The sequence below is a fragment of the Kitasatospora sp. NPDC043949 genome (assembly GCF_056435365.1).
Map to the genome: position 1 here is coordinate 25,244 of NZ_JBWKEQ010000047.1, position 20,568 is coordinate 45,811.

At 74.0% G+C, this 20,568-nt stretch carries 16 protein-coding genes; 11 read left to right on the forward strand and 5 right to left on the reverse strand.

Annotated elements, in window-relative coordinates:
* The first annotated feature begins 237 nt into the window (after positions 1-237).
* Positions 238-1,284: a cytochrome P450 gene (locus AC07AL_RS29985; RefSeq protein WP_400989554.1), complete on the forward strand. Its 1,047-nt coding sequence runs from the start codon at positions 238-240 to the stop codon at positions 1,282-1,284.
* Between the two features lie 39 nt (positions 1,285-1,323).
* Positions 1,324-2,343, forward strand: a complete 1,020-nt coding sequence (locus AC07AL_RS29990) for a JmjC domain-containing protein (RefSeq protein ID WP_478318884.1) — start codon at positions 1,324-1,326, stop codon at positions 2,341-2,343.
* Positions 2,344-2,662: 319 nt separating this feature from the next.
* Here the strand turns inward: AC07AL_RS29990 and AC07AL_RS29995 are convergent, their stop codons facing one another.
* The 3 genes from AC07AL_RS29995 to AC07AL_RS30005 form a co-directional block, all read right to left on the reverse strand.
* On the reverse strand, positions 2,663-4,642 hold the full coding sequence (locus tag AC07AL_RS29995; RefSeq protein WP_478318886.1) for an ATP-binding cassette domain-containing protein: 1,980 nt from the start codon (positions 4,640-4,642) through the stop codon (positions 2,663-2,665).
* A gap of 377 nt (positions 4,643-5,019) precedes the next feature.
* Positions 5,020-8,247 (reverse strand): type 2 lanthipeptide synthetase LanM family protein, encoded by a 3,228-nt coding sequence (locus AC07AL_RS30000; RefSeq protein WP_478318887.1) that lies wholly within the window; start codon positions 8,245-8,247, stop codon positions 5,020-5,022.
* A 179-nt stretch (positions 8,248-8,426) separates the two neighbouring features.
* A complete protein-coding gene (locus AC07AL_RS30005) occupies positions 8,427-8,606 on the reverse strand; it encodes a hypothetical protein (protein WP_063346527.1) in 180 nt (59 codons plus the stop codon).
* Positions 8,607-8,973: 367 nt separating this feature from the next.
* Here AC07AL_RS30005 and AC07AL_RS30010 point away from each other — a divergent pair, with 367 nt between their 5' ends.
* Complete coding sequence (locus AC07AL_RS30010; RefSeq protein WP_363587055.1) at positions 8,974-9,558, forward strand: hypothetical protein; 585 nt, start codon at positions 8,974-8,976, stop codon at positions 9,556-9,558.
* Between the two features lie 16 nt (positions 9,559-9,574).
* Here the strand turns inward: AC07AL_RS30010 and AC07AL_RS30015 are convergent, their stop codons facing one another.
* Entirely contained in the window at positions 9,575-9,823 is a 249-nt protein-coding gene (locus AC07AL_RS30015; protein ID WP_478318889.1) for a hypothetical protein, read from the reverse strand.
* A 131-nt stretch (positions 9,824-9,954) separates the two neighbouring features.
* Between AC07AL_RS30015 and AC07AL_RS30020 the strand changes: the two genes are divergently transcribed.
* Positions 9,955-10,710 (forward strand): sensor histidine kinase, encoded by a 756-nt coding sequence (locus AC07AL_RS30020; RefSeq protein ID WP_478318905.1) that lies wholly within the window; start codon positions 9,955-9,957, stop codon positions 10,708-10,710.
* Between the two features lie 103 nt (positions 10,711-10,813).
* Positions 10,814-10,966 (forward strand): hypothetical protein, encoded by a 153-nt coding sequence (locus AC07AL_RS30025; protein WP_478318890.1) that lies wholly within the window; start codon positions 10,814-10,816, stop codon positions 10,964-10,966.
* Between the two features lie 129 nt (positions 10,967-11,095).
* Here AC07AL_RS30025 and katG read toward each other — a convergent pair whose 3' ends face one another.
* Positions 11,096-13,330 (reverse strand): catalase/peroxidase HPI, encoded by a 2,235-nt coding sequence (gene katG, locus AC07AL_RS30030; protein ID WP_478318891.1) that lies wholly within the window; start codon positions 13,328-13,330, stop codon positions 11,096-11,098.
* A gap of 200 nt (positions 13,331-13,530) precedes the next feature.
* On the opposite strand from katG, the gene AC07AL_RS30035 reads away from it, so the two are divergent.
* The 6 genes from AC07AL_RS30035 to AC07AL_RS30060 all read left to right on the forward strand — a co-directional run bounded on the left by AC07AL_RS30035 (position 13,531) and on the right by AC07AL_RS30060 (position 20,530).
* Entirely contained in the window at positions 13,531-13,944 is a 414-nt protein-coding gene (locus AC07AL_RS30035; RefSeq protein ID WP_363587051.1) for a Fur family transcriptional regulator, read from the forward strand.
* Positions 13,945-14,031: 87 nt separating this feature from the next.
* The gene (locus AC07AL_RS30040; RefSeq protein ID WP_400803329.1) at positions 14,032-14,463 is read left to right on the forward strand and encodes a GNAT family N-acetyltransferase; all 432 of its coding nucleotides are present in this window, start codon (positions 14,032-14,034) and stop codon (positions 14,461-14,463) included.
* A gap of 181 nt (positions 14,464-14,644) precedes the next feature.
* Positions 14,645-15,190, forward strand: a complete 546-nt coding sequence (locus tag AC07AL_RS30045) for an SRPBCC family protein (RefSeq protein ID WP_363632367.1) — start codon at positions 14,645-14,647, stop codon at positions 15,188-15,190.
* Between the two features lie 228 nt (positions 15,191-15,418).
* Positions 15,419-16,990 (forward strand): class I adenylate-forming enzyme family protein, encoded by a 1,572-nt coding sequence (locus AC07AL_RS30050; RefSeq protein WP_400803335.1) that lies wholly within the window; start codon positions 15,419-15,421, stop codon positions 16,988-16,990.
* A 73-nt stretch (positions 16,991-17,063) separates the two neighbouring features.
* The gene (locus AC07AL_RS30055; protein ID WP_363587047.1) at positions 17,064-19,055 is read left to right on the forward strand and encodes an FAD/NAD(P)-binding protein; all 1,992 of its coding nucleotides are present in this window, start codon (positions 17,064-17,066) and stop codon (positions 19,053-19,055) included.
* Complete coding sequence (locus AC07AL_RS30060) at positions 19,052-20,530, forward strand: nitrosuccinate lyase (protein ID WP_478318894.1); 1,479 nt, start codon at positions 19,052-19,054, stop codon at positions 20,528-20,530. Before AC07AL_RS30055 ends, AC07AL_RS30060 begins: the two co-directional genes overlap by 4 nt.
* Positions 20,531-20,568 lie beyond the last annotated feature (38 nt).

Sequence of the window (20,568 nt, forward strand, 5' to 3'; positions counted from 1 at the left end):
ACCAGGGAAGGGGAGAACGGAGATCGGGAAGAGGTAAAAGGGGGACGAGAACCTCACCAACGGTGTGTGTGTCTTGCCTTTCTTTGGGTGGAGGGGGGGGGGGGGGGGCCCCCCCCCCCCCCTCCCCCCCCCCGGCGCGGCGGAGTGCCCCACCCGCTCCCTGTCCGGAGTTCTCCACCGGCTGCGGAGAACTCATTTCATCGCCATTTCATTGGAGGCGGGATTCTCGTGGAGGAAATGGCGCCGACAGCCGGGCGCAGCCATTCCATCGTTTACGCCCCGAAGATCCAGGACCTGCTGACCAGGGAAGAAAAGGTATTCCGGATCGACGCCCGCACGGTCGGCGTCTCCGACTGCGAGCTGATGGCCGAAATCGTCGCGGCGCGCCCCGTGCGGTCGGCGGAGCGCTCGGTCTACAAGCCCGCCGCGGGAGCGGACATCCACCACGACAGCGCGACCCGGACGATCCGCGCGCTGGGCCAGGATGTCATGGCGGGCATCAGGACCCCGCCGCCCCCGGCACGCGGGCTGTCCGGCGCCTGGCCCTACGCGGCCACCTCCTACCTGCGCCGATGGCTCTTCGCGTCCGACCCCCTGCCGGTCTCCCTCCTGTCGAAACGCGGCGTCACCCGCTCCGACAGGCTCTCCCGGATCGTCGACCGCGCCGTCACCGTCTGGCCGGGATCCGCTGCCGAGGGCAGGAGCACCACGCTGGCCGGGCAGATCCGCGACGCTTCCGGCGCCCGGGAGCGGAGGCAGGCCATCGCGCTGTACCGGCGATCGACGGCCACCCTCTGCGACGGGGTCGCCGCGCTGGCCGGCAACGCCCTGTGGCTCATGGGGCCGGACCGGGAGCGGGAGGGCGCCCGCGCCGACCTCACCGAGGTTCTGTGGGAGACCCTGCGGCTGCTCCCACCCGCGTGGATGCTGTTCCGCAACGACGGCCACGCCTACACCGGACTGCACCCCGAGATCCGCCCCGAGGACCGCGTCGCGCTCTTCCCGCTCCTGATGCACCGCGACCCGGAGCACTGGTCCGACCCGCTGGAGTTCCGGCCCGAACGGTGGGCCGGGGTGGCGGACCCGGAGAAGACGCCCGGGTTCATGCCGTTCGGCTTCGACGGAGCCCGCTGCTGGGCCAAGCACCTGGTCGTACCCCTGGCCGAACGCCTGCTGAACGTCGCCTTCGACCACCGGCTCGCCATTCGCGGCCCGCGGCAGGAGACGCACGTCCCCCTGCGTTCCCTGCTCTCCGTGCGGTTCGACGCCGCGGCCAGGGCCTGACCCACGAGCCCCGAACACCCTGACACCACGGGACACACCATGGAATCGCCCACGCTGGCCGACTGGGTCGGCGACGTCCGGAGCTTCACCGGCCACCAGTGGCAGCGCAAGCCCGCGGTCTTCACGCCGGAGGAACTCGCCTCGCCGTTCGACCTGGACGCGTTGGACGCCGCCTTCGACACGGGGCTGCTGCGCACCCCCTACCTGGAGATGGTCCGCTCCACCAAGGTGACCGTCCCGCCCGAGGCCTACACCACGTCACGCGTGGTCAACGGCACCACGTACCACGGCTTCGCCGACCGTGCGAAGGTCCTCGCGCTCCTGGGCGCCGGGGCGACGCTGCTGCTGCGCTGCGTCGACCAGTGGCACCGCCCGACGGGCGAGCTGGTGGCGCGGCTGTCCGAAGAACTCGACCGGCGCGTCGAGGCGTTCTTCTTCGTCACGCCCGCCGGCGGCCAGGGTCTCGCGGTGCACCGTGACGACGCCGACGTGTTCGTCCTCCAGGCGGCCGGACGCAAGACCTGGTACGTCCACGACGCGCCGACCGTGACGCACTGGTCGCCGGGAGAACTCCCCGACGACGAGCACTCCCCGCGGCTCCTGCACGGCGTCCTCGAACCCGGCAGCGTGCTCTACGTCCCGCGCGGCTTCGCGCACCGCGCGGTCGGCGCCGCCGGCCTCTCCGCCCACCTCTCCCTCACGATCCGCGACATCTCCGTGCCGGACCTGCGGGCCGCCCTGGAGCAGCGGTTGACGGACGGGCTGGACCTCCCGGCGCGCCCGCTGGGCGAGGCCGCGATCGACGACTCCTGCGCCGCGCTGCTCGACCACGTCCGGGCGAGGCTCGACATGATCGAACCGGAGGACGTGCGGCTCACCGCCCGGGCCGCGCAGGCACAGGCGGCCCGGGCGGCGGCGGAGAACGCGGAGCGCGCGGAGACGTTCGCCGAGGCGGCCCGGGCCTGGGAAGGCGGCGGGACCGCCGCCGGGCGGGCCGGGCTGGCGTCCGTCAGCCGCACCTGGCGCCGGCTGCGCGACGCGGCACGCACGACCCACTGACGCGCTGCCCCACTGGCACACCGGCGCACCGACGCACCGGCGCAGGGCCGTCAACGAGACCCCGCGCGTCCGGCGGGAGCCGCCCGTCCTCCGTACCGCCGTGACGACGACGGTACGGAGGACGGTCAGCACCGGCCCTCGACGGCCGAGGACGTCAGGGCGTGTCTGACAATTCGCGGCGGATCAGCGCGCGGCGGTGGGCGCCCGGCCGGGCGTGCCGGCGAAGCGTCCTCGTACTGGGTCGTACTTGGGCGTTTCGGCGGTGCGTCCGGGCGGGATGCCCGGCGTCGTGCGCCCGGCGGGAATTGTCAGACACGCCCTAAACCCGCTGCGCCGGGACCGTCCGGTCCCGCTGGAGGTCCAGCAGCTCACGGAACAGCCCGTCCGGGCGCGCCGCCAGCTCCGCCCAGGTGCCGGTCTGCACGATCCGGCCCCGGTCCATCACGATCACCCGGTCCGCCACCGCCGCGTTGGCGATGTTGTGCGTCACCAGCAGCGTGATCCGCCCCGGGGCGAGGGCGCGCAGCGCGTGCAGGATGCGGTGCTCGGCGCGCGGGTCCAGGTCCGAGGTCGGCTCGTCCAGGATCAGCAGCCCCGGGCTGCGCACCGTCCGGTACAGCGCCCGGGCCACCGCCGCCCGCTGCCAGCCGCCGCCCGACAACTCGGCGCCGCCCCACCAGCCCTGGGCCAGCAGCGTGCGCCAGCCCGACCGCAGCCGGGCCACGATCTCGTCGAAGCCCGTCCGCGCGGCCGCCCGCTCCACGTCCGCCATCACCTGCTCGGTGAGGTGCCCCAGGTGGACGTTCTCGGCCGCCCCCAGCGGCCAGCGCGCGAACTCCTGCGGCACCCGGGCCACCCGCGACCACATGCCGTCCGCGTCCAGTTCCTCCACCGGCACGCCGTCCCAGCAGATCCGGCCGGACTGCGGCAGGTAGAGGCCCGACAGCAGCTTCAGCAGCGTCGACTTGCCGCTGCCGTTCTGCCCGATCACCGCCACCACCTCCCCGGCCCGCAGCGTCATGCTCACCCCGCGCAGCGCCGGCTCCTGCTGCTCGCCGGGGTAGGCGTGCCCGAGGTCCGCGACCTCCACCAGTCGCGGCGCGTCCGGCACGATCCCGCCGCGCCGGATCCGGTGACCGCCGGCCTCGTCCAGGAAGGTGAAGTAGTCGTCCAGGTACAGGCCCATCCGGTAGAGCCGGGCGCCGTTGCCGACCAGGCCCTGCAGCCCGGACGAGGCCGTCCGCAGCGCGAACGTCGCCGTACCCGCCGCCGCCAGGTCGATCCGGCCGCTCGCCACCAGGTACAGCAGCGTGCCCCAGACCAGCGCGCTGCCCGCCCCCGTGCCCAGCGAGGCCAGCAGGGAGACCTTCGCCGCCTCCCTGGTCGCCCGGTCCGTCGCCTCGACGATCTTCTCCCCGGCGCGGCGGTACTTGGCCATCAGGAACGGCGTGACCTGGTCCGAACGGACCTGGTCCGCGCGGGTCTTGTCGATCAGGAACCAGCGGTAGACGCGCAGCGCGCCACGGTCCTCGTTGGTGGCCACGGCCGCCAGGTAGTGGATCCGGGCCGTCCGGACGGCCGCCGCCCCGGTCGGCACCGAACCCAGCAGCAGCAGCGGCACCAGCCACGGGTGGAGCGTCGCCAGGACACCCGCCGCAGCGGCCAGCGAGACCGTCGAGGCGATCACGTCCTGGGCGTTGGAGAGCAGGTCCGGCGTGGTCGAGGCACCCCGATCGGCCGCCTCCCACTGCTCGTTGTACGCGGGCTCGTCGTACGCCCGCAGCTCGGCCGCGCACCCGGCGGCGATCAGCGCCAGCTCCGCCTCCCGGGTGACCCTCGGCGACACCCGGCCGGACAGCCCCACCACCGCGACCCCCAGCACCGCGCGCAGCGCGGCCGAGACGGTCAGCAGGAGCAGCGACGGCGCGGCGGTCCGCAGGTGCTCCCCCACCGGGCCCGCCACCAGCAGCGCGCCCAGGGCGCCGGTCGTCGCGTACAGCGCCAACGCCCCGAACACGCCCGCCAGCGCCTGGCACACCAGCAGCAACACGGTGGACGTCCGGTCCGCCGCCCACGCCAGCGCCACCGCGCGGCGCACCAGGTGCGGGAGGCGGCGCAGCATCGCGTTCGCCGACATCGACGCGCCGGCCTCGGCGCGGCGGTCGCCGGGGAAGCGCAGGCGCAGCTCCTCGTCGTGCTGGTCGTGGTCCTGGTCGTGCTGGTCGGGCTGGTCGTGGTCGGAGGGGGTGCGGTCGGGCGGGGTGTGGGGCCTCTCGGGCTTCACGATCTGTTCGGACACAGTGCTCCCTGCTCCCTGGTACGGCGGCCTGTGGCCGCAGCGGATCCGCGCGCGGGCAGCCCTCACCGCCGAGTGGGCGTGTGGGGTCGGCAGCGGTGCCGGAAGGCACGCTGCGAAGGGCCGGCTGCGGTGCGGACCCCGATCCTGGCAGCGGTCCGCCGGGCCGTCCGGCGTGTCCCGGCCGGTCTCACTCGATCCGGGCGATTCCGTGTCGGCGGCGGCGAGTTGGTGGCAATCGATCACCGGGAGGGTCCGCGATGTTCGATTCGGGGGCCGGTTGCGGCACGCTCCGGGCACGCGGTCCGACGATCACAGGAACATCCCGGCCGAGCCCGCGCTGCCCGGCCTCGCTGGCCTCGCCGACCTCGCCGGCCGTCTCAGGGGGTCGGCGGGTGGAGCGCGAGGAGGGAGGGGGTGCTGGGGGCGGCGAGGCGGAGCAGCCCGTGGCCGGTGCCGGCGAGGCCGACCATCAGGGAGGGGCTGTGGACGCCGTGCGGGAGGCCGCAGGTCCAGCCGCGGGTGTCGAGGTCGTCGAGGGTGGCGTGGGCCTGCCGCAGGGCGGCGGTGCGCCAGCGGTCGCCGGCGAGCAGGAGGGGTTCGAGGTTGCCGAAGTCGCCGTGGCAGAGCGAGAAGTTGTGGCCGAAGCCCTCGCGGAGGACGGTGGTCAGGGCGGTGTCGCGTTCGGCGAGGAGCAACTCGCGGGCTTCGGGGAGGAGTTCGGCGAGTTCGGTGCGGGCGAGCGCGATGCCCGAGGCGCCGTGGCACCAGAGGGCCGGGTAGTGGGGCGCGTCAGGGCCGTCGTCCTCGCGGACGTCGCGCCAGTTGGCGGCGGCCGGGTCGAACAGGGTGCGTTCGTACTCGACGGCGGCGAGGGCGAGTTGGGGCAGCCGGGGGTCACCGAGATGCCGGCCGGCACGGGCGAGCGCCCAGGCGATGCCGGAGCCGCCGTGCGCGAAACCGGCCAGCGGGCGCTTGACGGTGCCGGCGAGGGAGGCGGGCAGCCAGCCGGCGCCGCCTTCGGGGTGCGGGGCGGCGGCCCGGACGAGGCGTTCGGCGCAGGCGGCGAGGGCGTCGGTGACGGCGGGGCCGGGGCGGACGGCCGCCCAGGCGAGCAGTCCGCCGATGGTGCCCGCGTTGCCGGCGAGGAGGTCGTGCTGGGCGTCGTCGGCGGCGGTGGCGGCGCTGCGGCGCACCACCTGGGCGGCCAGGGCGTCGAGTTCGGCGTCGGGGTGGTGGGCGGCGAGGTGGGCGAGGGCGTAGAGGATGCCGCCGACTCCGGCGAGGCCGCCGCCGAGGCGGTCGGCGCGCCGGCGAATTTGGTGACGTAACGTCAGTTCGGCTGCCCGGGCGGTGCTTCGGTGCTCGCGATCACCGGTGACGGTGGCGAGCTGATGGAGGAAGAGGGCGACGCCGGCCGTCCCGCTGTAGAGGTCGGGGCCGAGTTCGGCGGGTGCCCAGCGGCCGGGCGGGGCCCAGTTGGGGCCGGCCCAGGCGAGGTCCGCGCTCCCCCGGTAGGCCTCCCGGAGGAGCTGTTCGCCGGCGTCGACGGCCTTGGCGAGGGCGCGGGCGGCCAGGTCCGGGCCTTCGGCCGGCCTCCCGGGTGGCGCGGGAGGGGACGTGACCGGGTGGCGGCGCGGCTCGCGGGCGCCGTCCGCGGTGGTCACCGACAGGCGCAGCAGCTGGAGTTGGCGGGCCAGGTCCGGTTCGCCGAGGGCGTCCGCCTTGGCGAGGGCGAGGTCGAGTGCGGGCCGGTCGGTGACACCGGGGATCAGGACGCCGGTGGAGGAGCGGGCGTCGACGCTGTCGGGGCGGATGGTGAAGACCGGGACGTCCCCGCGCCAGAGGTCGGCGCGCTCGTGGTCGACGTAGGCGAGCGCGTGGTCCTCCCAGGCGGGGAGCGCCCAGAGCCGGTCGAGGTGGCGGTCCTGGTCGAGGCCGTCGCGGAGCAGGTCGGGGTGGCAGGCGGTGGCGAGCAGGCTGCGGTACTCGAAGGTGTCGCGGCGGAGCATCCTGGTCTCGTCGGCGGCGAACGCCCGGATGAGTTCCCGGAGTTCGCCCTTGTGGGCGGCGAGCAGCCGGTAGGCCTCGGTGAAGCCGGCTTCGAGCTCGCCGACGTGGTCGGCCAGGCGCAGCGGCCGCCCGGGCGGGACGGGACGGCTGCCGGGCGCCGCGACGGGCATCCGGTGGTACTCCAGGCGGAGCCGGTCGGTGCCCTGGTCGACCAGGACGGGGGCGGGGCGCGGCGGGAGGCTGCCCGGATCCCAGCCGAGGGCGGAGAGGTCGGTGCCGCCGTTGCCCTCGTCCCACATGCGCTCGGGCAGCAGGCCGGAGCGCAGCACCGAGTGTCGGGCCTGGTGGCGGGCGAGCCGTTCGGACTCGGAGAGGTCCTTGGCGGGTTCGGGCAGGTCGGGGTGGAACAGCGCTTCCAGGTCGATCAGGACCGGCTGGTCGCGGACGGCGATCAGGTTCTGGGCGTGGCAGTCGACCGCGTCGAGGGTGTGGAGCAGCGCGGCGAGGGTGCCGGCGCGGTGGTAGAAGTCGCTCAACTCGGCGTCGTCGCGGGCTGGTTCGGCGGCGACGTGGGCAACCCAGCCGTAGCCGTCGCGGGCCAGGTGGGCGAGGTCGTGCAGCGGCAGCCGGAGCATGGGGTTGAGCCAGCGCAGGAGGTGCTGGAAGTGCGTCTCGGCGCCGAGCGGGCGCGGCTTGTAGACGATGCGGGTGCCGTGTTCGAAGCGCAGGGCGCTGACGCTGGCGCCGCCCCGGTGCGGGTCGCCGAGGCCGGTGGCGAGTTCGGTGAGGCGGCCGAGCGGGCGGCCGTCGGCGAAGGTGCGGGCGAGGGCGGGGAGGTCGGCGGCGAGGCGGCGGTACAGGGTGAGGCAGGTGGCGGTCCACTGTTCGGCGGCGGTGGCCAGCCGGTACGCCAGCACCGGGTATTCGGCGAGGAGTCGGACGGCGCGGCCGGGTTCGGTGAGCCGGTCGAGGAAGTTCCGGTAGCGCTGTTCGGGGGTGTCTCCGGTCAACTCGCCGGAGAGGCGGGCGACGTGGAGTTCGGTGATGACGGTGCGGACGGCCGTGGTGTGCGCGGTCGCGGTGAGTGCGGGCAGGACGAGGTCGGCGAGCTGGTCGGGGGTGCCGAGGGTGGCGGGGCCGGGGGTGGCGGGACCGGGGGAAGCCGCGCCCGGGGTGGCGGGGCCGAGTTCGGCGAGGCCGGTGCGCAGGCGGTCGCGGGCGTCGGCGAGCAGCGGGGCGACGAGCCGGGCGAAGGCGTGCTCCTCGGGGAGGTCGAGGGTGTGCCCGGCCTCGAAGGCGGCGGCGAGGCGTTCGGCCCAGTCGGGGGTGCCGAGGCGGTCCGCGAGGTCGGCCGGGTGTTCGGCGAGCAGGGCGCGCAGCCCGTCCGGGTCGAGGCGGTCGGCGGCGAGGCGGCGCTCGAACCAGTCGTCCCGGTCGAAGGGCGGCTGGGCGCGCCAGCGGTCGAGGATCCGCCCGGCACGGTCGGCCCGTTCAGTCCGTTCGGCGCGCTGGGCGTCCGGGTCGGGCAGCGGACCGCGGGCGGCGAGCGGGACGGCTCGGGCGGCGGCCCGACGGATTTCGGACGCGTCAACCACGGGCGGTCTCTCCATGCTCGGTTCGTGCACGACGGTTTCGGTGCTGTGCGCTCGACGGTCGCGGTACCGGGCGTACGCGCCCCGGCGATGCGGCCGGGGCGCGCGCTCACCGGCCGTATCGTGCGTCCGCGACGCGGGCTCCGGCGGTGCGACCGGGGTCCGCGCCGCGGACGGCGGACTCAGAAGCTGCAGACGTGGGCGCAGCTGCTCCAACCGCCACAGGTGCTGGCCTGCACCGCGGCGGTCACGTAGACCTCGTCCGACAGGTCGCCGGCCGGGTGGACCTGGTGGCCCTGGCCGAGGGTGAGCCGGAAGTCCTCGTCCTTGAGCGCGCGGACCTGCTCTGCCGTGGGCTGCATGGTGCCTCCTTCAGACATTCGGGTCTGGCACGGTCGTGCCGGGTCGGGATCCTGGCACCGCCCCACCCGCCGCACCAGGGGTGTGCCGCGCACCGGGCACAATTTCGGCCAGGGTCGAAATAGGGACGAGGCCTCCCCGCCCGTCCTGCTTCCGCAGGCCGCGCCCGCTCCCCCGGCCAGCCGTCGAACCTCCCGTCGCCCTACACCTGTCCGGAATCCGGGCAGTGACGGGGGCCTGAACCAGGCCCCACGTTTGAACGGCCGGGCCCCGGGCAGTCCGCACCGCCCGTCGCTCCTGTGGCCGGGCCGGGCACCGAAGGTCACGATGGAATCCGGCAACCCCCGCCCCCGGCCCGATCGGAGCGCGATGAGCGAGCAGCACAACGTCGTCCTGCTGACCTTCCCGGACGCCGCCACGTGGCGGACGGCCTTCGACGAGGCTCAGCACCTGCCGGGCCTGCGGCAGCTGGCGGCGCTGGAGCGCAGCGCCGACGGCCTGTTGGAGATCCAGGACACCTTCACCCGGGGCGCGGGCGTGACCACCGTCAGCTCCGGCGTCCTCGGCGGCCTGGTGGGCCTGGTCGGCGGGCCGATCGGCGTCCTGCTCGGCTTCGCGGCCGGTGCGGCGCTCGGCAACGCCGCCGAGGAGGGCCGGGCGACGGAGGGCGGCGCCGGGCTGATCATGCTCTCGCCGCGCGTCCCGGACGGCGGCGCGCTGCTCGTCCTGGAGCTCCGGGAGTCCTCCCCCGACCGGGCCGACGACCTGGCCTCCCGGCACGGGGCCACGGTCGAGCGGATCGACGCGCAGGCCTTCGCCGAGCAGGTCCGGACCGCCGAGCACAAGGCGGAGCAGGACCCGGCGGAGCAGGACCCGGCCGCGCGGAACGCGGCGGAACAGGACACGGCGGAGGAGCCCAAGGCGGAGGGTCACCGGCCCGGCGAGGGCGCCTGACCCGCCGCCCGGCCCCTCACTCGGCCCGCAGCGCCTCGATCGTCCGCGCCCGAGCCGCCCGGACGGCGGGCAGCAGCGCCCCGAGCAGCGCGATCAGCACGCCGCCGAACCCGAGCAGCGCCAGCACCGGCGTGCCGAACACGTCGAGGGCCGAGCCGCCGAGGACGGAGCAGGTGGTGGCCACCAGGGCGGCCAGCCCGATCGCGACGGACTGCGTGCGGCGCCGGCGGACACCCGCGCGCACCACCCTGCCCAGCGCGGTCATGCCGCCACCGCCGAGTCCGAGGCGATCCGGCCGTCCCGCATCCGGACCGTGCGGTGGCGCAGTCCTCGGCGAGGGCCGCCCGCGCGCCCTCGTAGTGGCGGCTCACACCGCTCAGTTCGATCACCGGTTCGCTGCTCGTCCCCCGCTCCTCGTACGTTCCCGCCTGGTGGACGGCACGAAGGCACGGACGGGCGGCGCGCCGGGGACGCTGCCCAGGGCGACTCCGCTCCCCCGTCCGGCCGACCCGGCGCGGCCAGGCCTTCGACCTGGCCCCGGCCCTGTTCCTCGCCTTCGCCTGCGCCCGCTACGCCACCACCGCGAGCAAGGGTCACGGCACCGACTGGTACGGGCTGATGCTGCTGGTGCCGCTCGTGCCGCTGCCGCTGGTGCTGCGCCGCCGCCTGCCGCTGGCGGTGCTGTGGGCGGTGATGCCGGCCGCGCTGCTGGTGCGCCACCAGTCGGAGGACATCGCGTACGCGGCCGGCGTGGCCGTCATCATCGCCGCCTACAGCGCCGCCGCCTACGGGCGCCGCCCGGCGGCACTGCTGCCGAGCCTACCGGCGGCCGCCGCGACGCTGGTGGTGCTCTTCGACGACGCCAAGCTGCCGCACTTCCCCAACGCGGTGATCGCGCTGCTGGTCCTGGTCCCGGTGTTCGCGGTCGCCTACGAACTACGGATGTGGCGCCGCCGGGTGGACGAGGAGCGCGGGCGGCTGGCCGCGCTGGAGCACGCGGTGGAGAACGAACGGGCACGGATCGCACGGGAGTTGCACGACGTGGTGACGCACAACGTGAGCATGATGACGATCCAGGCCGGGGCCGCCCGCAAGATCCTGGACACCGCCCCGGACAAGGCCCGCGAGGCGATGGCCGCGGTGGAGGCCTGATCGGCCTGCGCGAACGCCTCGCCGTCTACGGCGGCACCCTGCACACCGGCCCCCGGCCGCGCGGCGGCTACCGCGTCAAGGCCCTTATCCCCCTGGAGAGTTCATGAGCGAGCGGGCGCTGCGCGTGGTGGTGGCCGACGACCAGGCCCTGGTCCGCACCGGGTTCCGGCTGATCCTCGAATCGGAGGGGATCGAGGTGGTCGCCGCCTACGAGACCGGGCTGGTCAGCGTCGGCACGGCGGCGCAGCCCCGGTAGCGGTCCGCCATCGGCCCGGAGGCGTACACCTCCGGGCCGATGGCGGATCCTCACCGCCTCCGGACGGCTGACGCCAACTCCCGTCGGCCGCCCGGGAACCCGGGATCACGGGATCGGGCGGGCGCGGGATCAGGCGACGTCGAACCGGTCCAGGTTCATCACCCTGACCCACGCCGCGACGAAGTCGGCCACGAACTTCTCCTTCGCGTCGTCGCTCGCGTAGACCTCGGCGACGGCGCGCAGTTCGGAGTTGGAGCCGAAGACCAGGTCGGCCCGGGTGCCGGTCCACTTGAGCGCGCCGGTGGCCGCGTCCCGGCCCTCGAAGGTGTGCCCGTCCTCCGAGGTGGCCTTCCACTCCGTGCCCAGGTCCAGCAGGTTGACGAAGAAGTCGTTCGTCAGGGCCTCGGGGGTCTCGGTGAGGACGCCGTGCGGAGACTGCTGGTAGTTGGCGCCCAGCACCCGCAGGCCGCCGACCAGGACGGTCAGTTCGGGCGCGCTCAGGGTCAGCAGGTTCGCCTTGTCGAGCAGCAGGTACTCGGCGCCCAGCCGGCTGCCCTTGCCCACGTAGTTGCGGAAGCCGTCCGAGGTCGGCTCCATCGCCGCGAAGGAGTCGACGTCGGTGAGCTCCTGCGTCGCGTCCACCCGGCCCGGTGTGAACGGCACCACCACGTCGTGGCCGGCCGCCCGGGCGGCCTTCTCCACGCCGACGCCGCCGGCCAGCACCACCACGTCCGCCAGCGAGACCTGCTTGGCGCCGGACCGGGCGTTGAACTCCTGCTGCACGCCCTCCAGGGTGCGCAGCACCGAGGCCAGCCGGTCCGGCTCGTTGACCTCCCAGCCGATCTGCGGCTGGAGCCGGATCCGGCCGCCGTTGGCGCCGCCGCGCTTGTCGCTGCCGCGGAAGGAGGAGGCCGCCGCCCACGCGGTGGACACCAGCTCGGAGACCGACAGCCCGGAGGCGGCGATCCGCTCCCGCAGGGCGGCGACGTCCGCTGCGTCGATCTGCCGGTAGTCGACCGCGGGCAGCGGGTCCTGCCACACCAGTTGCTCGGCCGGGACCTCCGCGCCGACGTAGCGGGCGACCGGGCCCATGTCGCGGTGGGTCAGCTTGAACCAGGCGCGGGCGAAGGCGTCCGCGAGCTCCTCGGGGTGCTCCAGGAAGCGCCGGGAGATCGGCTCGTAGACCGGGTCCAGGCGCAGCGAGAGGTCGGTGGTCAGCATCGTCGGGGCGTGCCGCTTGGACGGGTCGTGGGCGTCCGGGACGGTGCCCGCTCCGGCGCCGCCCTTCGGCTTCCACTGGAAGGCGCCGGCCGGGCTCTTGGTCAGCTCCCACTCGTAGCCGAACAGCGTCTCGAAGAAGCTGTTGTCCCAGGTCACCGGGGTGGCCGTCCAGGCGCCCTCCAGGCCGCTGGTGATCGCGTCCCCGCCCTTGCCGGTGCGGAAGGTGCTCTTCCAGCCGAGGCCCTGCTGCTCGATCGGGGCGTCCTCGGGGTCGGGGCCGACGTTGTCCGCCGGGCCCGCGCCGTGGGTCTTGCCGAAGGTGTGGCCGCCGGCGATCAGCGCGACGGTCTCCTCGTCGTTCATCGCCATCCGGTAGAAGGTCTCGCGGATGTCGCGGGCGGCGGCGAGCGGGTCCGGGGTGCCGTTGGGGCCCTCGGGGTTGACGTAGATCAGGCCCATCTGGACGGCGGCGAGCGGGCGCTCCAGCTGGCGGTCGCCGGTGTAGCGCTCGTCGCCGAGCCAGGTGGTCTCCGGGCCCCAGTAGACGTCCTCGTCCGGCTCCCACTCGTCCACCCGGCCGCCGCCGAAGCCGAAGGTCTCGAAGCCCATCGACTCCAGGGCGACGTTCCCGGCCAGGATCATCAGGTCGGCCCAGGAGAGGTTGCGGCCGTACTTCTTCTTCACCGGCCACAGCAGGCGGCGGGCCTTGTCCAGGCTGGCGTTGTCGGGCCAGCTGTTCAGCGGGGCGAAGCGCTGCTGCCCGGCGCCGGCGCCGCCTCGGCCGTCGCTGATGCGGTAGGTGCCCGCGCTGTGCCACGCCATCCGGATGATGAAGGGGCCGTAGTGCCCGTAGTCGGCCGGCCACCACGCGTGCGAGGTGGTGAGGGCCGTCTCGATGTCCCGCTTCACGGTCGGAAGGTCGAGGGATCCGAACGCCGCGGCGTAGTCGAAGTCCGCGCCGAGCGGGTTCGCCACGGCCGGATTCTTCGCGAGGATCTTCAGATTGAGCCGCTCCGGCCACCACTGGCGGTTTCCGCCGCCCTGGGTGGGGTGCGGCGCGCGCCCGTGGGCCACCGGGCAGCCACCCGTGCCCTCCGCCTGCGGCTCGGGTTCGGTAACGATGGGATCGTGGTTCTCAGACATGGAAATCCTTCCCTACAAGGCGGATCACGGTGTCTTGACTGCTACTTCCTGCTACCCAGGCTATCGCCGGAGCCGATCCTACGATGGACTCGATCCACGTCAAGATTGACACCAAACCCATATCCGATCGGGAACCGGAGAGAAGCCGCAATCACTTGGTAAAATCCGGTCTTCCCATTGACCTGAATAGGTGAACCGATATGAGTGACCTGCTGGAGCGACTGCGCGGACGCGGCTGGCGCCTCACCTCCCAGCGGCGTGTCGTGGCGGAGGTCCTGGACGGCGAGCACGTTCACCTCACCGCCGACGAGGTCCACGCCCGAGCCGCCGAACGCCTGCCCGAGATCTCCCGGGCCACCGTCTACAACACCCTCGGCGAACTGGTCACCCTCGGCGAGGTCATCGAGGTCTCCACCGACGGCCGGGCCAAGCGCTACGACCCCAACGCCCACCACCCGCACCAGCACCTCGTCTGCACCCACTGCGGCACCATCCGCGACGTCCACCCCACCGACGACCCCCTCACCGCCCTGCCCACCGACCAGCGCTTCGGCTTCACCGTCACCGACGCCGCCGTCACCTACCGCGGCCTCTGCCCGGCCTGCGCGGGCTGACCACGGGCTGACCACGGGCCCGGACTCACATCCCCGCCCGGACCGAGGACCGGGATTCCCTGCGAAGATCGAGGGATGGAACTGACGATGGTTGACGTCGCACCGGGGAGCGCCGCCATGGCGGCCGATGTCGGGCCGCTGATACGGCAGTTGAGGCCGGCCCTGACCGCCGAGGGGTTCGCCGCCTTCGCCGCCGAGGCGCACGCGCAGGGGCTGGCCTTCACCGCCGCGTACGACGGTCGCGGGCGGTGCGTCGGGGTGGCGACCCACCGGGTGCTGGCGACCAGCCGCGGCCGGCTGCTGTTCGTCGACGACCTGGTGACCGACCGCGCGGTGCGGTCGGCGGGGGTCGGCGGGCGGCTGATGGCGGAGCTGGAGGAGCGGGCCCGGCGGGCGGGGTGCGCCCGGATCGAGCTCGACTCGGGGGTGACCAACCACGGCGCGCACCGCTTTTATCACGCGGCCCGGATGTCGATCGTCGCCCTGCACTTCGCCCGCGAGATCCGGGCCGGTTCGTAGCGGTTCGAGGGGACGGCCGGTTCGCGGCCCGCGGTGCCGGCCGGTTCGTGGTACGCGATGCCGGTCGGTTCGCGGCCGTTCGCCGCGGCACCGGGGCGGAGTTGACACGGAATCACGGAGTTGACGGACCCGCCGGCCCGCCCTTGACCCCCGCCGGGGCCGGGCTGGGACGATCCCCGGCATGGGCGAAACCATCAACGAGAAGCAGCCGATATTCTCCGCCGACGCCGACATTCGAATTTCCGCGACACCGATCGAGGTCTACGCGGTGATCAGCGACCTGCCGCGCAGCGGCGAATGGAGCCCGGAATGCCTGGGCGGTGAATGGACGGTCGGCGAGCCGGCCGCCGTCGGGTCCGTGTTCCGCGGCGACAACCTCCGCGGCGACGACATCGTCGCCTGGGCACCGGTGGTCCGCGGCCGGTGGACGACCCAGTCCGAGGTGGTCACCGCGGAGCCGGGCCGGACCTTCCGGTGGGCGATACACAACTCGGACGGCCAGAAGCAGGAGAGCATCTGGGGCTTCGACATCGAAGCCGCCGAGGGCGGCGGCAGCCTGCTGACCCACCACTTCCGCATGGACTCGGCCACCCAGGGCATCAAGGGCATCACCGCGGAGATGGACGCGGCCGAGAAGCAGCGCTTCTTCGCGGAGTGGGGCGACAAGATCTCCGGCGATCTGGCCGCCACCCTGCAGCGCATCAAGGCCGTCATCGAAGAGGCGTGACGCCGGGCGGTATCCGGCCTTTCCGCGATTCGCCCGGAATTCCCGGGCTCGTACCCGGGCACGCGGCCATTCGGACGCCCGGGCACGCCAATTCACCTCGGACGGTGTCCCTTTCACCGCGGGTGGTGTCCATTCCATTCACGTCAGGCGCCGACGGCGCACAGCCGCGGCCCGGGAGGCGTACAGGTGCTTCTTCAACGTATCGGAAACCGGGGAATTCAGCTCGGGATGCTCTTCGAACGCGCCGCGGCCAGACACGGCGCGAACGTCCTCATCCTCGACCACGACCTCGACGCGGCACCGGAGTTGGGCCGCAGGGCGACTGTCGCCGAGGTGTCGGACCTGGTGGACGACCTGGCGTCCCGGCTCTGGGCGGCGGGCGTGCGGCCGAGCCGGCGGGTGGTGGTGTACAAGGCCGACGGCTTCGACATCACGCTGCTCGCGTGCGCGGCGGCGCGGATCGGGGCGGTCCCGGTCCTGCTGTCGCCGGCTCTGGACGGCGCGACCGTCGCCGAGCTGGTCCGCCGTACCGACCGGCCGTTCCTGGTGACCGACCAGGAGAAGCTGGAGAACGTGCTGCCCGAGACGGTCTTCGACCTCGCCGACCGGGTGGTGCTGACCTCCGGCTCGTACCGGGACGCCGTCGAACTGCGGGCGCTGGCCGGGGTGGAGAGGGTCAAACCCGTCATCATGCCGGCCGACCACCCGACGCTGATCACCCACACCTCGGGCACCACCGGGACGCCCAAGCTGGCCGTGCACACCGGGTTCAGCCTGCAGTCCCGCTACCGCCCGCAGGCCTCCGTCATCGCCCCGCTGATCCCGGGCCGGGAGACCATCGCCATCCACGTCTCCTTCGTCCACTCCCGGCTGATCACCGCGCTGGCGATCTCGCTCTACCGCGGCTTCCCGCTGGTCGTGCTGCGCGAGTCGGACCCGAAGCACGTCGGCGACCTGTTCGCGCGGCTGAAGCCGGGCATCCTGGAGGCGCACCCCAACTCCTTCATGGAGTGGGAGGAGTTGGCGCAGGACCCGCGCGGCCCGCTGTCCAACGTCAAGCTGTTCAGCAGCACCTTCGACGCGATCCACCCGCGGACCGTGCACCGGTTGCTGCGTGCCACCCGGCGCCGCTCGCCGCTCTTCGGCCAGTTGTACGGGCAGAGCGAGGTCGGCCCGGCCATCGTCCGCGGCTTCACCCGGCGCCGCACCCTGGACGACGACGGCCGCTGCGTCGGCATGCCGTTCCCCGGGATGACCGACGTCCGGGTCGTCAGCCGGAACGGCAACCCGCCGTCCGAGCGGAACCCGGGCTTCATCGAGGTGCGCAGCGACGGACGCATCGTCACCTATCTCGGCGAGCAGGACCGCTACGACGCCCAGGTGTCGGCGGACGGCTGGTGGCGGATGGGCGACGTCGGCTACCGCACCAAGTGGGGCTGCGTGCACCTGCTGGACCGCGAGGTCGACCTGATCGAGGGCTTCGGCAGCACCCTCGCGGCCGAGGACACCCTGTTCGGCCAGCTGCCCGGCCTCGCCGAGGTCATCATCATCCCCGGCCCGGACGGCCGGGCCGTGCCGGTGGTGTGCACCAAGGACGACGAACCACTGGACCTGGCGGCCTGGCGGCGCGCCACGGCGTCGCTGCCGCCGATGGCCGAGCCGGTCCACCGACGGCTGGACGAGCTGCCGAGGACCGCCACCACCAAGATCAAGCGCCTGGAACTCGCCCGCCTGCTGCTCGCCGACGCCCCGCAGGGCACCCGGGCGGACGTGGAAGACGTGGAGGACGTGAAGCCATGAGTGAGCGAAGCCATCTCGTCATCGAGAGGTGCGCGCGGGCGAATGCCCCTGCCGAGCGAAGCGGGGCGGGCGCATGAGCGGAGTGGGCAGCAAGGCGGCACTGGAGGTCTGCGTCATCGGGGCCGGCCCGCGCGGCCTGTCCGTTCTGGAGCGGCTCTGCGCCAACGAGCGCGCGGCGCCCTCGCACGGCTCCATCACGGTGCACATGGTCGACCCGGCCGCGCCCGGCGCCGGCGCCGTCTGGCGCCAGGACCAGTCACGGCACCTGCTGATGAACACCGTCGCCTCGCAGATCACCGTGTACACCGACGACAGCTCCCGGATCGACGGCCCGATCGAGCCCGGTCCGAGCCTGTGGGAGTGGGCGGTGGAGGTCGCCGAGGCCGGCGCCGCCTCCGGGCAGGACGAGGAGTGCGTGGCCGAGGCCCGCACCCTGCGAGCCGACAGCTACCCCACCCGGGCGTTCTACGGGCGCTACCTGAACGCGAGCTTCCGCCGGGTGGTGGACGGCGCGCCCGCGCACGTCACCGTCCAGGTGCACCGCTCGCGGGCGGTGGCGATGGCGGACACCCACGGTGTCCCCGGCGGCCCGCAGGGCATCCGCCTGGAGAACGGCAGCCGGCTCAACCACCTGGACGCCATCGTGCTCGCCCAGGGCCACGTCGCGGCCCGGCCGACCCCGCACGAGGAGCGGACGGCGAGCCTGTCCCGGATCCACCACCTCACCTACATCACCCCGGCCAACCCGGCGGATCTCGACCTGAGCGGCATCCTGCCGGGCCAGCACGTACTGTTGCGCGGCCTCGGGCTGAACTTCTTCGACCACATGGCCCTGTTCACGGTCGGCCGGGGCGGCGCCTTCGTCCGCGCGGACGGACGGCTGGTGTACCGGCCGTCGGGCCGGGAGCCGAAACTGTTCGCCAGTTCGCGCCGCGGCATCCCGTACCACGCCCGCGGCGAGAACGAGAAGGGCGCGTACGGCCGTTACTTCCCCCGGTTGCTGACCGCCGAGTACATCGCCGGGCTGCGCGAGCAGTCCGCGGCCGGCGAGCCGGTGCAGTTCCGCACCGACCTGTGGCCGCTGATCGCGCGCGAGGTGGAGAGCGTCTACTACGGCACGCTGCTCGACGCGAAGGGCCGCGGCGCCGAGCGGGAGCCCTTCGTCCAGCGGTACCTGACGGTCGCCCACGGCGGCGGCTTCGCGGCCCTGCTCGACGAGTACGGCATCCCCGAGTCGGAGCGGTGGGACTGGGAGCGGCTCTTCCGCCCTTACGGGGACCGGGAGTTCAGCGGGCCGGAGGACTTCCGCGACTGGCTGCTCGGGTACCTGGCCGAGGACGTCGAGGCGGCCCGCGCCGGCAACCTCAGCGGCCCGCTCAAGGCCGCCCTGGACATCCTGCGCGACCTGCGCAACGAGATCCGCCTCGCGGTGGACCACGGCGGGCTGGAGGGGAACTCGCACCGGGACGACCTGGAGGGCTGGTACACCCCGCTCAACGCCTTCCTGTCGATCGGCCCGCCGGTCTCCCGGATCGAGGAGCTGATCGCCCTGATCGAGGCCGGGGTGGTCGAACTCACCGGCCCGGGCACCGAGATCCGGATCGACACCGAGGCGGCCGCCTACGTGCTCACCTCCCGGGCGGTGCCCCAGCCGCCGGTGCGCGCCACCGTCCTGATCGAGGCCCGGCTGCCCGAACCCGACCTGCGCCGCACCACCGACCCGCTGCTGCAGCACCTACTGAGCACCGAACAGGCCACCGCGTACCGGATCCCGGGCACGGGCGGCACCGACTACGAGACCGGCGGCCTGGCCGTCACCAAACGGCCGTACCGGCTGCTGGACACCCGGGGCCGCGCGCACCCGCGGCGCTACGCCTACGGGGTGCCGACCGAGTCGGTGCACTGGGTGACGGCGGCCGGAATCCGGCCCGGCGTGGACTCGGTGACGCTCGGCGACTCGGACGCGATCGCCCGCTCGCTGCTCGCCCTGCCGCCCACCACCCAGCTGCCCTTCGGCGTCCGGCCGGACGCGGCCGTCACCGACCTGACCGGAGTGCTGATATGACCGACCCTGACGAGCCGGCCGCGCCGGACGAACCCGGCGGCCCGCACGACCCGCACGACCCGCACGACGCGGCCGACATCCTGACCGACGCCGGGCTGCTGTCGCCGGTCCGCGCCGGGACGCCGGTCGAGGCCGCCGTCTGCGACCGGGCCTGGCTACAGGCCATGCTGGACGCCGAGGCGGCGCTGGCCCGGGCCCAGGCCGGGCTGGGCACCCTGCCGAAGACCGCCGCCGACACCATCACCCGCCTGGCCCGCGCCGAGCTGCTGGACCTGCGGGCCCTCGCGGTCGAGTCCCGGGAGACCGCCAACCCGGTGGTCGGGCTGGTCCGGGCGCTGACCGGGGTGGTGGCGGCCGAGGACCGGGCCGCCGCCGAGTACGTCCACCGCGGCTCCACCAGCCAGGACGTCCTGGACACCGGTGCGATGCTGGTGGCCGCCCAGGCCCTGCGGATCATCCGCGCCGACCTCGCCTGCACCGCGCGGGCCCTGGCCGTCCTCGCCGAACGGCACCGGGACACCGTCCTCCCCGGCCGCACGCTCGCCCTGCAAGCCGTACCGACCACCTTCGGCCTCAAGGCAGCCGGCTGGCGCCAGCTCGTCCTGGACTCCGAGCAGCGGCTCGGACGGGTCGCCGAGCACGGTCTGCCGGTCTCGCTCGGCGGCGCCGCCGGCACCCTCGCCGGGTACCTGGAGTACGCCCGGATCGACGGCGCGGCCGCGAACGGGGCGGCGCCGGACCCGGGCGACTACCTGGACCGACTGCTCACCGCCTTCGCCGCCGAGACCGGGCTGGCCCGCCCGGTGCTGCCCTGGCACGCGCTGCGCACCCCGATCGCCGACCTCGCGGGCGCGCTGGCCTTCACCGCCGGCGCCCTCGGCAAGATCGCGATCGACGTGCAGTCGCTGACCAGGACGGAGGTCGGCGAGGTGGCCGAGCCCACCGCGGCCGGGCGCGGCAGCTCCTCCGCGATGCCGCACAAGCGCAACCCGGTGCTGGCCACCCTGATCCGCAGCGCCGCGCTGCAGGTGCCGGTGATCGCCACCGGGCTCACCCAGTGCCTGCTGGCCGAGGACGAGCGCTCGGGGGGCGCCTGGCACGCCGAGTGGCAGCTGCTGCGCGAGGCGCTGCGGCTGACCGGGGGCGCCGCGCACACCGCGGTGGAGCTCGCCGAGGGGCTGGAGGTCAAGCCCGAACGAATGCGCACCAACCTCGAACTGACGGGTAGTCAGATCGTCTCGGAGCGGATCGTCGCCGTCCTGGCACCCCGGCTCGGCAAGGCGGCGGCCAAGCAGCTGCTCACCGAGGCGTCCGGCGAGGCCGACCGCGACGGTCGGCCGCTGGAGCAGGTGCTCGCCGAACTGCCCGCTCTCGACGGCATGTTCGGCAGGGTCGAGCTCTCTCGGCTGTGCGATCCGACCACGTACACCGGAGCGGCCGGCCCCCTCGTCGACCGGGCCCTGCGCGAGCCGTGAGGCCGGCCCGGCGTCCCGCGCCCCGGCACCGGGCGCCC

Coding starts and splice junctions, on each gene's coding strand:
- AC07AL_RS29985 (WP_400989554.1), top strand. CDS start 238: ATGGCGCCGACAGCCGGGCGCAGCCATTCCATCGTTTACGCCCCGAAG.
- AC07AL_RS29990 (WP_478318884.1), top strand. CDS start 1,324: ATGGAATCGCCCACGCTGGCCGACTGGGTCGGCGACGTCCGGAGCTTC.
- AC07AL_RS30005 (WP_063346527.1), bottom strand. CDS start 8,606: ATGCAGCCCACGGCAGAGCAGGTCCGCGCGCTCAAGGACGAGGACTTC.
- AC07AL_RS30010 (WP_363587055.1), top strand. CDS start 8,974: ATGAGCGAGCAGCACAACGTCGTCCTGCTGACCTTCCCGGACGCCGCC.
- AC07AL_RS30015 (WP_478318889.1), bottom strand. CDS start 9,823: ATGACCGCGCTGGGCAGGGTGGTGCGCGCGGGTGTCCGCCGGCGCCGC.
- AC07AL_RS30025 (WP_478318890.1), top strand. CDS start 10,814: ATGAGCGAGCGGGCGCTGCGCGTGGTGGTGGCCGACGACCAGGCCCTG.
- katG (WP_478318891.1), bottom strand. CDS start 13,330: ATGTCTGAGAACCACGATCCCATCGTTACCGAACCCGAGCCGCAGGCG.
- AC07AL_RS30035 (WP_363587051.1), top strand. CDS start 13,531: ATGAGTGACCTGCTGGAGCGACTGCGCGGACGCGGCTGGCGCCTCACC.
- AC07AL_RS30040 (WP_400803329.1), top strand. CDS start 14,032: ATGGTTGACGTCGCACCGGGGAGCGCCGCCATGGCGGCCGATGTCGGG.
- AC07AL_RS30045 (WP_363632367.1), top strand. CDS start 14,645: ATGGGCGAAACCATCAACGAGAAGCAGCCGATATTCTCCGCCGACGCC.
- AC07AL_RS30050 (WP_400803335.1), top strand. CDS start 15,419: ATGCTCTTCGAACGCGCCGCGGCCAGACACGGCGCGAACGTCCTCATC.
- AC07AL_RS30055 (WP_363587047.1), top strand. CDS start 17,064: ATGAGCGGAGTGGGCAGCAAGGCGGCACTGGAGGTCTGCGTCATCGGG.
- AC07AL_RS30060 (WP_478318894.1), top strand. CDS start 19,052: ATGACCGACCCTGACGAGCCGGCCGCGCCGGACGAACCCGGCGGCCCG.